Source organism: Pseudomonas sp. CFBP 13727 (assembly GCF_014841915.1).
GTDB classification, from domain to species: domain Bacteria; phylum Pseudomonadota; class Gammaproteobacteria; order Pseudomonadales; family Pseudomonadaceae; genus Aquipseudomonas; species Aquipseudomonas baltica.
In genome coordinates this window covers 1-12,565 of sequence record NZ_JACYUT010000007.1, presented here as the reverse complement: position 1 = coordinate 12,565, position 12,565 = coordinate 1, and the positions used below count along the sequence as shown (strand labels likewise).

Here is a 12,565-nt window from a genome sequence, read left to right as displayed (position 1 = left end):
TCACCAGTCTCGCGACTGGATGTGATAATCATAACGATTCTCATTTAAGAGTCAAGCGCTACGTGCAATTATTTCATCCGCCCGCGGACCGTCGGTCTAGAGCCTGCGAGGGGGCGACAGGGCTTCGACCTGGCTATTGAGACTGTTTTTCCGTTCGCACGACAGCTCACTCCAATGCACATTGCGCAACGCCCCTTCGATGGCATAGAGAAGCACTTTCGAGGCGCGGAAACCGCGCTGCCTCACCGCGCAGTACGCCTGCACGGCACCTGCCCGGCGCAGGTCGGAAGCACTGTGGATGCCGACGGCATGCAGCCACTGCGCGGATGTCTTGCCCAGATTCTTCAGGGCCAGAAGTTCATCGGTCATCAAACCTCCTGGCCTCGGCCAAGGAATCAGCGGGGGGCGATGAAGCAGTTGCCAATCTGGCAGTGTAGCGGTGGCAGAGCGGCCTGCCGAATGGCCGATCTGCCTTCCGGGTCTGGCTGTATGTTACAGCCCTGGCAGGCGTTGCCGGATCTGCTTGACCAGCTTGTCCAGGCTGCCGCTTTCGTTGGTTTCCACGCGGCGTGTCTGCAGCAGCTCGGCTTCGCTCAACGGCTCGCGGCCGGCCTGCTGAGCGTCGATCACGGCCTGGGTAGCATCCGAAGGATCCTCGGCCTGTGCCTGGCGCTGCTGCAGCCAGCTGGATATCACGGCTGCGGGCGCGTTGCAGTCCAGGATCAGGAACGGCACTCCGGTGGATTCGGCGATTCGAGCCGCTGCCGCCCGTTGGTCAGCCTTGAGATAGGTCGCGTCGATCACCACCGGCAGGCCGGCGCGCAGCACGTGCTCGGCCAATGCGTGCAAGTGCAGGTAGGTCGCTTCGCTGGTGCTGGCGTCATACAGGCCCGTTTCGGCGGTCTGGGCACCGAACAGGCGTTTGCGCTCCACGTCCGAGCGCAGGCGGATGGCGCCCAGCGCTTCGACCAGGCGCAGCGCGACGTGGCTCTTGCCTACGGCCGACACACCGCTGGTAACGGCCAGAAAACGCGAAGGAATGGCGCTGTAGCTTTCCGCCAGGTTCGCGTAATTGCGGTATTGGCGCAGCGTCGTTGCACGCTGCACTCCACTGGCATCGGGCGACATGCTGAACAGGGCCACCTTGGCCCGTACCAATGCGCGGTAGGCCTTGTAGAAGTTGAGCAGCTCCAGCCCCTGGTAGTCACCGGTCAATTCCAGGTACTGGCTGACGAAGCGCCGCGCCAGGCTTTTCAGCCCGCGGTCTTCGAGGTCCATGGCGAGGAAGGCGATATCGGCATACACATCGGTGAAACGGAAAGGCTCGTTGAACTCGATGCAGTCGAAAATCACCACTTCGCCGTCGATGACGGTGGCGTTGCCCAGGTGTATGTCGCCATGGCACTCGCGGATGAACCCTTCCTGCTTGCGCAGCGCCAACAGCGGCTCCAGGCGCACGTAGCTGCTTTGGGCCCAGGCCTGCAAGGCATCCAGCTGGGCCAGATCATCCTTTTCGGTAAGGAACGGGCGAATCTGTTCGAAGTTCTGCTCGACGGGGGCCATCGCCGCCTTCGGCGTGCCGGCCTCGTGCGCCTCCGGCACAACAGGCGCGGCGCGGTGGAAATCGGCAATCTGCCGCGCCAGCGAATCCACGTGCTCCTGGGTCAGCTCACCATTGGCCTGCAGGGTGCTCAGCAGGTTGCCGCCTTCGAATTGGCGCATCTGCAAGGCATACTCGATGGGTGCGCCTTCGCCGCCCAGTCGAGGCGTTTGCGCGCTGCCGGTGATCGGCAGAACCTGCAGATACAGGTCGGTGGTCAGGCGCTGGTTCAGTCGCAGCTCCTCGGCGCAGAAGTGGGAGCGGGCGGACAGTTCGGTGAAGTCCAGAAAGCCGAAATTCATCGGTTTCTTGATCTTGTAAGCGTAAGGCCCGGTCAGTATCACCCAGGAGATATGCGTCTCGATGACCTGGAACCCTTCTACCGGATGCGGGTACAGGGCCGGGTTTTGCAGGGCGGCGATCAGGGTCTGGCTCACAGGCGATCCTTCATTGGCAGAGGTGATTTCAAGGCGGTCATTATGGCCACTGCCACCGATGATGCAAACCGCCGACGGTCCCTGCCCGCGACAATTCAAAGTGCGTATAATCCGCCGCCATGACTCGAACCCGATCTTCCCGTACCCCCAAAAAACCTCCTTCCGGCGGCTTGCGCACCTGGCTTGGCTGGGGCCTCAAGCTGGGTCTGGTAGGCCTGGTGATCCTGGCCGGCTTTGCCGTCTACCTGGACGCCGTTGTGCAGGAAAAATTCTCTGGCAAGCGCTGGACCATTCCCGCCAAGGTCTACGCACGCCCGCTCGAGCTGTTCGTCGGTCAGAAACTGGCAAAGAATGATTTCCTCACCGAGCTCGATGCGCTCGGCTACCGTCGGCAAACGACCGTCGACGGTCCCGGCACCGCCTCGGTCAGTGGCAACACGGTCGACCTGAATACCCGCGGCTTCCAGTTCTACGAAGGGCTCGAGCAGCCGCAGGCGGTGCGCGTCAAGTTTTCCGGCGACTACGTCTCCGAACTGGGTGGCGGCGCAGGCAAGAAGGTCGCGGTGGTGCGCCTGGAGCCGTTGCTGATCGGCGGCCTGTACCCGAAAAACCTCGAAGACCGCATCCTGATCAAGCTCGACCAGGTGCCGCCGTACCTGCTTGACACGCTGGTCACCGTCGAAGATCGCGACTTCTACCACCATTTTGGCGTCTCGCCCAAGTCGATCGCCCGCGCCATCTGGGTCAACACGTCCTCGGGCGCCATGCGCCAGGGCGGCAGTACCCTGACTCAGCAGTTGGTCAAGAACTTCTACCTGACCAACGAGCGCAGCCTGACCCGCAAGCTGACCGAAGCGATGATGGCGGTGTTGCTGGAGCTGCACTACGACAAGGGTGAAATCCTCGAGGCCTACCTCAACGAGGTCTTCGTTGGTCAGGACGGCCAGCGCGCCGTGCATGGCTTCGGTCTTGCCAGCCAGTTCTTCTTCAGCCAACCCTTGTCCGAACTCAAGCTGCATCAGGTGGCCTTGCTGGTGGGCATGGTCAAGGGGCCATCTTCCTACAACCCGCGGCGCAATCCGGAACGAGCGATGGAACGCCGCAACCTGGTACTCGATCTGCTGGCCCAGCAGGGCGTGGCGACCCAGGAGGCGGTTGATGCGGCCAAGAAGATGCCATTGGGCGTGACCAAGCGCGGCAGCCTGGCGGACAGCTCGTTCCCTGGCTTCCTCGACTTGGTCAAGCGCCAGTTGCGCGACGACTACCGCGACGAGGACTTGACCGAAGAAGGCCTGCGCATCTTCACCAGTTTCGACCCTATCCTGCAGACCAAAGCCGAATCGTCCGTGACCGATACCTTCAAGCGCCTGGCCGGGCGCAAGGGCTCGGACGAGGTCGAGGCGGCCATGGTCGTCACCAACCCTGAAAGCGGTGAGGTCCAGGCGCTGGTCGGCAGCCGCGTACCGGGTTTTGCCGGCTTCAACCGCGCGCTCGACGCCGTACGCCCGATTGGCTCGCTGATCAAGCCTGCGGTGTACTTGACGGCGCTGGAGCAGCCGAGCAAATACACCCTGACCAGTTGGGTGCAGGACGTACCGTTCTCGGTCAAGGGTGCGGACGGCCAGATCTGGAAGCCACAGAACTACGAACGTACCTCCAATGGCACGGTGTTCCTGTATCAGGGCCTGGCCCATTCCTACAACCTGTCGACGGCTCGGTTGGGTCTGGAACTGGGCGTGCCCAATGTGCTCAAGACCCTCGGCGAACTGGGCGTGCAGGTCGACTGGCCAGCCTACCCGTCGATGTTGCTCGGTGCCGGTGGCTTGTCGCCCATGCAAGTGGCAACCATGTACCAAACCCTGGCCAACGGCGGTTTCAACACGCCTATGCGTGGCATTCGCAGTGTCCTGACGGCCGAAGGCGAACCGCTCAAGCGCTACCCGTTCCAGATTCAGCAGCGCTTCGATCCTGCCTCCATCTACCTGATCCAGAACGCCATGCAGCGCGTGATGCGCGAAGGTACCGGACGTTCGGTCTACAACGTGCTGCCGAGCAGCCTTAACCTGGCCGGCAAGACCGGCACCAGCAACGACTCGCGCGACAGCTGGTTCGCCGGCTTCAGCCAGGACGTGCTGGCCGTGGTCTGGCTGGGCCGTGACGACAATGGCAAGACGCCGTTCACCGGTGCCACCGGTGCGCTGCAGGTCTGGACCAGCTTCATGAAGAAAGCCGATCCCTTGCCTTTGGATACGCCGGTCCCGGAAAACGTGGTGCAGGCCTGGATCGACGCCAAGACCGGACAGGGCTCGGATGCCAGCTGCCCCAACGCTGTGCAGATGCCGTATATTCGTGGCAGCGAACCGACGCCAGGCACCGCATGCGGCGGTGCCAATCCGGCGGCCGACGATTCGGTGATGGACTGGGTCAAAGGCTGGTTGAACTAAGCAAAGGGGAATGAAGTGAACAAGTGGTGGTTTCCTGCCTTGACGGCATTGGCTTTGCTCAACGGTTGCGCCAGCGTGGAGCGTGGCTCCATTCCAGTGGTCGATTCCGGCTCTGCGGTCACCAATGGCGAACGCGTGTCGCGTACCGGCGGCTTCCGCCAGACCACCGTGGTCCGGCCCAAGGCGCAGGCCCAGGCGATCACCGAAGATTCCGGCGTGGTGGTCATGGTTCCGCAGGGTGCAGGCTCGCAGCCGATCCAGAGCTTTCCGGCGCCGGGCAACAGCGCGCCGATCAGCACCGGCCCGATCACACCAGGCCCGATCGTCCCCGGTCCGAGCAGCTCGGCCCCGGCCTATGCCCCGCCGGCGCCCAGCACGACCTACAACATGCCGGCCAGCGCTCCTAGCGGGATTCCGCGTGCCAGCGGCAACAGCGCCGGCCTTTCCGCCGATGAGCAGTTGGACGGGCCGGTGCTTGCCCTGTTGACCACGGCCCAGCAACAGCAGGGCGGTGGCGACTTGAACGGTGCGTCATCGAGCCTGGAGCGTGCACAGCGGATCGCACCGCGCGAACCGCAGGTTCTGTACAAGCTGGCTCAGGTGCGCCTGGCCCAGGGTGATGCGGCCCAGGCCGAGCAACTGGCCCGTCGCGCGCTGACCTATGCCAATGGCCGTCCGGATCTGCAGGCGAGCCTGTGGAACACCATTGCCCAGTCGCGCGACAAGCAGGGTGATGCCGCCGGGGCCAATCTGGCCCGTCAGAAAGCCAAGAGCGCGTCTTGATGGATAATCGTTTCCTGGCGATTGCCGAACACCTGCTGTTGATCGAACGCGAGCTGCGCCAGCAGGGGTGGTGGCAGGACGTGCCACCCAGCGCCGAAGCGCTGGCCAGTGTCGAGCCGTTCAGCGTGGACACACTGGATTTCGATCAGTGGCTGCAGTGGATCTTCCTGCCGCGCATGAAAACCATTATCGAGCAGGACCTGCCATTGCCCAATGCGTCGGGCATCCTGGCCATGGCCGAAATGGTCTATGCCGATCGCGCCGAGCAGAGCCGCGGCCTGCGCGCCAGCCTGGCGCGCTTCGACGAACTGATCGGGCAGGTGCGCTAGCCCTTCACGTGCATTGCTCGTCGATCACCTTGCGCACTTCCTCGATTCTCGCCTGACGCTCCTGCTCTGTCAGGCGCTTGACCTCGCCGTTGACCTGTTGAAGCACCCGCGGATTGTTCTTCAGCTGCGCCAGGTTGGTCCTGACGCCGGTACAGAATTCGTTGCGTCGCGCTGCCTCGTCGGCAACCTGCGATTTCACTTTGCGGTCGATCCTGCGTTGCTCGGCTTCGCCACTGGCTTTCATCACCGCTTCGTTGGAGATCGGCTCGGGCGGGGTCACCGGTTTCACGCCTTCGACGGCTGTCGCCTGAACACCGTTGGGCGGTCGTGCATCAAAATGCGTCACACCTTGGCTATCGACCCATTTGTAGATTTGCCCTGCCATTGCCAACGGGCACAGGGCAAGCAGCAGGATACTCACAGCAATGGTTGAACGCATGGCGCCTTCTCTGAGGGTGGGTTACGCATGAAACTACCATAGCCTGGCAGCTCGGCAGGGTTTATTGCGCCGTTTGGGTGCAGGCGCGCAATAAAATGCACGCATCGCTTGACTTGCAGCAGACGAATCACAACAATCGAAAGTCCGCTGTACAGGGACTGCCAGAAGCAGACCCACACAGCAGAGCACAGGCGCACACCAGCGCCGACACGTTATACCCGCAACGCGTTACCTCGCGCTGGGTGGGAAAAACCCGTGACACTTGGGTACTCCCAATACTTGCTCAGTCAGTGCTGACGTACGTCGGCGACCACCGTCGCTCATGCTCTGCTGGCAGTAAACCTATTAAGACCCGTTCCCATGGAACGGTATTCTGGCGTTTTAGAGGTGAACAACGTGGAGCTTTTATCTGGCGCTGAAATGGTCGTCCGCTTCTTGCGCGACGAAGGCGTTAAGCACATCTACGGGTACCCCGGCGGTGCCCTCCTGCATGTATACGATGCCCTGTTCAAGGAGCCCGCTGTCGAGCACGTGCTGGTCCGTCACGAGCAGGCAGCCACCCACATGGCCGACGGCTATGCCCGTGCCACCGGCAAGGCCGGTGTCGTGCTGGTGACCTCCGGTCCGGGTGCCACCAACGCCATCACCGGTATCGCTACTGCCTACATGGACTCCATCCCGATGGTGATCCTCTCCGGGCAGGTGGCCAGCACGCTGGTGGGTACCGACGCGTTCCAGGAAACCGACATGATCGGCATCTCCCGGCCCATCGTGAAGCACAGCTTCATGATCAAGCACGCCTCGGAGATCCCCGAAGTCCTGAAAAAGGCCTTCTACCTGGCGCAGTCCGGTCGGCCCGGCCCGGTCGTGGTCGATATTCCCAAGGACATGACCAACCCGGCCGACAAATTCGAATACGTCTATCCCAAGAAGGCCAAGCTGCGTTCCTACAGTCCGGCGGTCCGTGGCCATTCCGGGCAGATCCGCAAGGCTGTCGAAATGCTCCTGGCGGCCAAGCGCCCGGTCATGTACGCCGGTGGCGGTGTCATCCTCGGTGGAGCTTCCGCTGCCTTGACCGAGCTGGCCCAGATCCTCGACCTGCCGGTCACCAACACCCTGATGGGGCTGGGCGCCTACCCGGGCATGGATCGCCAGTTCGTCGGCATGCTCGGCATGCACGGCAGCTACACGGCCAACCTGGCCATGCACCACGCCGATGTGATCCTGGCCGTGGGCGCACGCTTCGACGATCGCGTGATCAACGGCGCCGCCAAATTCTGCCCCAACGCCAAGATCATCCACATTGACATCGACCCGGCGTCGATCTCCAAGACCATCAAGGCGGACGTGCCCATTGTCGGTCCGGTGGACAGCGTTCTGACCGAAATGCTCGCCACCCTCAAGGACATCGGTGAAACCCCGAACAAGGACACCGTTGCCAGTTGGTGGAAGCAGGTCGAGGAGTGGCGTGGCGAAAACGGCCTGTTCCCCTACGACAAGGGCGATGGCTCCAAGATCAAGCCGCAGAAGGTCATCGAGACGCTGTGCGAGGTCACCCAGGGCGACGCCTACGTCACCTCGGACGTCGGCCAGCACCAGATGTTCGCGGCCCAGTACTACCTGTTCAACAAGCCCAATCGCTGGATCAACTCCGGTGGCCTGGGCACCATGGGCTTCGGTTTCCCAGCGGCCATGGGCGTCAAGATGAGCTTCCCCGAGGCCCACGTTGCCTGCGTGACCGGGGAGGGCAGCATCCAGATGAACATCCAGGAGCTGTCTACCTGTCTGCAGTACGGCTTGCCGGTCAAGATCATCCTGCTCAACAACGGCGTGCTCGGCATGGTGCGCCAATGGCAGGACATGAGCTACGGAGGTCGCCATTCGCATTCCTACGTCGAATCCCTGCCTGACTTCGTCAAGCTGGTCGAAGCGTATGGCCACGTCGGCATGCGCATCACCGATCTCAAGGATCTCAAGCCGAAAATGGAAGAAGCCTTCGCCATGACCGACCGCCTGGTGTTCCTCGACATTCAGGTCGACGTCGGCGAGCACGTCTATCCGATGCAGATCAAGGACGGCTCGATGCGCGACATGTGGCTCAGCAAGACGGAGCGGACCTAATCATGCGGCACATCATTTCGCTTTTGCTCGAGAACGAACCCGGCGCCTTGTCGCGCGTGGTAGGGCTGTTCTCGCAGCGCAACTACAACATCGAAAGCCTGACCGTGGCGCCTACCGAAGACCCGACCCTGTCGCGCCTGACGTTGACCACGGTAGGGCAGGATGAAGTGATCGAACAGATCACGAAAAACCTCAACAAGTTGATCGAGGTGGTCAAGCTGGTAGACCTGTCGGAAAGCGCGCACATCGAACGCGAGCTGATGCTGGTCAAGGTCAAGGCCACTGGCGCCCAACGCGCCGAGATCAAACGCACCACGGACATCTTCCGCGGGCAGATCGTTGATGTCAGCAGTAGCGTCTACACCGTTCAGCTGACGGGCACCAGCGACAAGCTGGATAGCTTCCTGCAGTCTATCGGCACCGCCTCGATCCTCGAAACCGTGCGCAGTGGCGTGACCGGTATCGCTCGTGGCGACAAAGTGCTGAGCATCTAACTCAATTAGCGACCGGCCGAAACGGCCTAGATAACAGGTGATATTCAATGAAAGTTTACTACGACAAAGATTGCGACCTCTCGATCATCCAGGGCAAGAAAGTAGCCATCATCGGTTACGGCTCCCAGGGCCACGCCCAGGCGTGCAACCTGAAGGATTCGGGCGTCGACGTCACCGTGGGCCTGCGCAAGGGCTCGGCTACTGTCGCCAAGGCCGAGGCCCATGGCTTGAAAGTAGCCGACGTCGCCACTGCCGTTGCCGGTGCCGACCTGGTCATGATCCTGACCCCGGACGAGTTCCAGTCCCACCTGTACAAGAACGAAGTCGAGCCCAACATCAAGCAGGGCGCAACCCTGGCTTTCTCACACGGCTTCGCCATTCACTACAACCAGGTCGTGCCGCGCGCCGACCTGGACGTGATCATGATCGCGCCCAAGGCGCCGGGTCACACCGTACGTACCGAATTCGTCAAGGGCGGCGGTATTCCTGACCTGATCGCCATCTACCAGGATGCCTCGGGCAACGCCAAGAACGTCGCGCTGTCCTACGCTTCCGGTGTGGGCGGCGGCCGTACCGGCATCATCGAAACCACCTTCAAGGACGAGACCGAAACCGACCTGTTCGGCGAGCAGGCCGTTCTCTGTGGCGGCACCGTGGAGCTGGTCAAGGCCGGTTTCGAAACCCTGGTCGAAGCCGGCTATGCGCCTGAAATGGCCTACTTCGAGTGCTTGCACGAACTCAAGCTGATCGTCGACCTCATGTACGAAGGCGGTATCGCCAACATGAACTACTCGATCTCCAACAACGCCGAATACGGCGAGTACGTGACCGGCCCTGAAGTCATCAACGCCGAATCGCGCCAGGCCATGCGCAATGCACTCAAGCGCATCCAGGATGGCGAGTACGCCAAGATGTTCATCAACGAAGGCGCTACCAACTACCCTTCGATGACCGCCAAGCGTCGCAACAATGCCGCCCACGGCATCGAAGTCATCGGCGAGCAGCTGCGTTCCATGATGCCTTGGATCGCCGCCAACAAGATCGTCGACAAAGCCAAGAACTGATACAGTTCCAGGCGACAAAAACGCGGCCTCGGCCGCGTTTTTTCGTTATGGTGGCAAGCTTCTGGTATAAAGCGGCAACGTTTTGCGGTCGAACCCTCGACCCAGACGCCTGTCGAAACTTTCCACACCGTTGCAAGGTATTGTCCATGAGCGAACGTCCCGAAGAGCCAAACAAGGCTCCTGACGCCGAAAGCCTCCTGCCGATCGATGAGCATGTCGAAGAAGGGCATGACGCCGAAGGACGTAAAGTCCGGCACCGCGGCATCTATCTCCTGCCCAACCTGTTCACCACGGCAAACCTGTTTGCGGGCTTCTACTCGATCATCAACTCGATCAGTGCCCAGAGCGCCGGCAATGCTGCCGAAGCCAGCAAGTATTTTGCATACGCTGCCATCGCCATCTTCGTGGCCATGGTGCTCGATAGTCTGGACGGTCGCGTTGCGCGCATGACCAATACCCAGAGCGCCTTCGGTGCGGAATACGACTCCCTGTCCGACATGGTCGCATTCGGTGTCGCACCCGCGCTGCTGGCCTTTGGCTGGGCACTGGGTGACATGGGCAAGGTCGGCTGGATGGTGGCCTTCATCTACGTCGCAGGTGCGGCACTGCGCCTGGCGCGGTTCAACACCCAGGTCGGCACCGCCGACAAGCGCTACTTCATCGGCCTGGCCAGTCCGGCTGCTGCCGGTGTGGTCGCAGGTCTTGTGTGGGCGTTCAGCGACTACGGCATCCAAGGCTCGAAGATGTCCTTCCTGGTCGCCCTGCTGGTGGCGGCCGCAGGCATGCTGATGGTCAGCAACATCAAGTACAACAGCTTCAAGGAGCTGGATCTCAAAGGTCGTGTGCCCTTCGTAGCCATCCTGGCGGTCGTTCTGGTGTTCGCCGTGGTGTTCAGCGATCCACCCCGCATCCTGCTGCTGATCTTCCTCGCCTATGCCGCTTCCGGTCCGATACAGTATTTGTTACGCATGCGCCGTCACAAAAAAGCAGAGTAAATTCAATTTCACGCATAATCCGTAGTCTCTTGGTATGTTGAACACAGCCAAGGCTACGGAGGCACCATGCTTATCAAGCTATCGCGTGCTTCGGACTGCAAAGAGTCCGAAGTCACCCCCGAATCGATCTATCTCTCGCGCCGCTCGCTCATGGGCGCCACCGCAACAGCCTTGGCCGTTTCGGCACTTCCCTCCTGGGCATCCGCTGCCGACCCATCGCGCTACGAAGGCGTCGACCCCAGCGGTGCGCCCGCCTGGTTGAACGACAAGCTGGGTCAAACCCGCTGGGGTGCGGTCACCGTGCAAGGCGAGGCGATCACGCCTTTCAAGGATGCTACCCACTACAACAACTTCTATGAGTTCGGCACCGGCAAGGGCGATCCGGCAGCCAATGCCGGCACCTTGAAGACCGAACCTTGGTCGGTGGTCATAGACGGTGAAGTGGCCAAGCCTGGGCGCTATGCCCTCGAAGACTTCATGAAGCCTTATCAGCTCGAAGAGCGGATCTATCGGCTGCGCTGCGTCGAGGCATGGTCCATGGTCATCCCCTGGATCGGCTTTCCCATCTCGGCCTTGCTCAAGCAGGTCGAGCCCACCTCGAAAGCCAAGTACATCCGCTTCGAAACCTTGCAGGATCCCAAGAGCATGCCCGGTCAGCGCTCCGGCTTTGCCCTGATCAACTGGCCGTATGTAGAAGGCTTGCGCCTGGACGAGGCAATGAATCCGCTGGCAATCCTTGGGGTAGGCATGTACGGCCGCGAGTTGCCCAACCAGAACGGCGCACCCTTGCGCCTGGTAGTGCCGTGGAAGTACGGGTTCAAAAGCGTCAAATCCATCGTGCGTATCAGCCTGGTCAGCGAACGGCCAGAGACGACCTGGGAAAACATCGCTCCCAGCGAGTACGGCTTCTATGCCAACGTGAACCCGGAAGTCGACCATCCGCGCTGGACACAGGCGCGTGAACGGCGTCTGCCCAGCGGGCTGTTCAGCCCCAACGTGCGTGAGACCGCGATGTTCAATGGTTACGCGGAGGAGGTTGCTTCCCTCTATACCGGCATGGATCTGCGGAAGAACTACTGATGCGTTATCCGTTATGGCGTCTGAGTGTGTTCGTGGTGGCGTGCGTATGGCCTTTGTTATGGCTGTACCAGGCCTGGATATTTGCCTTGGGGCCTGATCCAGGCAAGGTGCTGGTCGATCGGCTGGGGTTGGGCACCCTGATACTGGTGATGATCACGCTGTGCATGACGCCCCTGCAGAAGTTGTCTGGCTGGGCCGGCTGGATAGCAGTGCGACGGCAGTTGGGCCTGTGGTGCTTTGCCTATGTATGCCTGCACCTGGCGGCCTATCTGTTCTTCGTTCTAGGGCTGGACTGGAGTCAGCTTGGGGTCGAGCTGATCAAGCGTCCCTACATCATCGTCGGCAGCCTTGCGTTCCTTTGCCTGCTTGCACTGGCCGTGACGTCCAACCGGTACAGCCAGCGTCGGCTGGGTCGGCGCTGGAAGCAGCTGCATCGCCTCATCTATGTGGTGTTGGGCCTGGGGTTGCTGCACTTCCTCTGGATCGTCCGCGCCGATCTGGAGGAATGGTCGATCTACGCTGCCGCGGGTGCATTGCTCCTGCTGCTTCGCGTTCCTGCCATCGCTCGGCGGATTCCCCGTGTAATGGGGCGAAAACCGCCCATTGTGAAAAAGACCTGAATTAACGGTTGACGGGCTCGCCAATCGCTCTATAATTCGCCCCACTTCCGGCGCAGCCGAAACGATAAACTCCTTTATAATCAATGAGTTGGCCGTTTCAGAAGGTTCGGAAAGGTTTCGATCGTCAAGGTCGGAAGCGGTGAAAAAGGCAGTTGACAG

12 protein-coding genes are annotated in these 12,565 nt (G+C 61.3%); 9 read left to right on the top strand and 3 right to left on the bottom strand.

Features of this window, described 5'->3' with window-relative positions:
* Positions 1-96: 96 nt before the first annotated feature.
* Together IFT76_RS19690 and IFT76_RS19685 are read right to left on the bottom strand one after the other, a co-directional pair.
* A complete protein-coding gene (locus tag IFT76_RS19690) occupies positions 97-369 on the bottom strand; it encodes a TfoX/Sxy family protein (RefSeq protein ID WP_122480165.1) in 273 nt (90 codons plus the stop codon).
* 123 nt (positions 370-492) lie between these two features.
* Complete coding sequence (locus IFT76_RS19685; protein ID WP_192059918.1) at positions 493-2,037, bottom strand: AAA family ATPase; 1,545 nt, start codon at positions 2,035-2,037, stop codon at positions 493-495.
* Positions 2,038-2,156: 119 nt separating this feature from the next.
* Here IFT76_RS19685 and mrcB point away from each other — a divergent pair, with 119 nt between their 5' ends.
* The 3 genes from mrcB to IFT76_RS19670 are packed head-to-tail and all read left to right on the top strand — an operon-like array spanning position 2,157 to position 5,593.
* A complete protein-coding gene (gene mrcB / locus IFT76_RS19680) occupies positions 2,157-4,481 on the top strand; it encodes a penicillin-binding protein 1B (protein ID WP_122480163.1) in 2,325 nt (774 codons plus the stop codon).
* A gap of 15 nt (positions 4,482-4,496) precedes the next feature.
* Positions 4,497-5,264 (top strand): hypothetical protein, encoded by a 768-nt coding sequence (locus IFT76_RS19675; protein ID WP_122796322.1) that lies wholly within the window; start codon positions 4,497-4,499, stop codon positions 5,262-5,264.
* Positions 5,264-5,593, top strand: a complete 330-nt coding sequence (locus IFT76_RS19670; protein ID WP_185795370.1) for a YqcC family protein — start codon at positions 5,264-5,266, stop codon at positions 5,591-5,593. Before IFT76_RS19675 ends, IFT76_RS19670 begins: the two co-directional genes overlap by 1 nt.
* Positions 5,594-5,597: 4 nt before the next feature.
* Here IFT76_RS19670 and IFT76_RS19665 read toward each other — a convergent pair whose 3' ends face one another.
* Entirely contained in the window at positions 5,598-6,032 is a 435-nt protein-coding gene (locus tag IFT76_RS19665; RefSeq protein ID WP_192056412.1) for a DUF4124 domain-containing protein, read from the bottom strand.
* 396 nt (positions 6,033-6,428) lie between these two features.
* Here IFT76_RS19665 and IFT76_RS19660 point away from each other — a divergent pair, with 396 nt between their 5' ends.
* The 6 genes from IFT76_RS19660 (at position 6,429) to msrQ (ending at position 12,406) form a co-directional block, all read left to right on the top strand.
* Positions 6,429-8,153 (top strand): acetolactate synthase 3 large subunit, encoded by a 1,725-nt coding sequence (locus IFT76_RS19660; RefSeq protein ID WP_122480255.1) that lies wholly within the window; start codon positions 6,429-6,431, stop codon positions 8,151-8,153.
* Positions 8,154-8,155: 2 nt separating this feature from the next.
* Positions 8,156-8,647, top strand: coding sequence for an acetolactate synthase small subunit (gene ilvN / locus IFT76_RS19655; protein WP_043190700.1), 492 nt, complete (start codon positions 8,156-8,158; stop codon positions 8,645-8,647).
* A 47-nt stretch (positions 8,648-8,694) separates the two neighbouring features.
* Positions 8,695-9,711, top strand: a complete 1,017-nt coding sequence (gene ilvC, locus IFT76_RS19650; RefSeq protein WP_122480159.1) for a ketol-acid reductoisomerase — start codon at positions 8,695-8,697, stop codon at positions 9,709-9,711.
* 146 nt (positions 9,712-9,857) lie between these two features.
* Positions 9,858-10,706 (top strand): CDP-diacylglycerol--serine O-phosphatidyltransferase, encoded by an 849-nt coding sequence (gene pssA / locus IFT76_RS19645; protein WP_122480158.1) that lies wholly within the window; start codon positions 9,858-9,860, stop codon positions 10,704-10,706.
* 66 nt (positions 10,707-10,772) lie between these two features.
* Complete coding sequence (gene msrP / locus IFT76_RS19640) at positions 10,773-11,786, top strand: protein-methionine-sulfoxide reductase catalytic subunit MsrP (protein WP_192056414.1); 1,014 nt, start codon at positions 10,773-10,775, stop codon at positions 11,784-11,786.
* Complete coding sequence (gene msrQ / locus IFT76_RS19635) at positions 11,786-12,406, top strand: protein-methionine-sulfoxide reductase heme-binding subunit MsrQ (protein WP_185795368.1); 621 nt, start codon at positions 11,786-11,788, stop codon at positions 12,404-12,406. Before msrP ends, msrQ begins: the two co-directional genes overlap by 1 nt.
* Positions 12,407-12,565 lie beyond the last annotated feature (159 nt).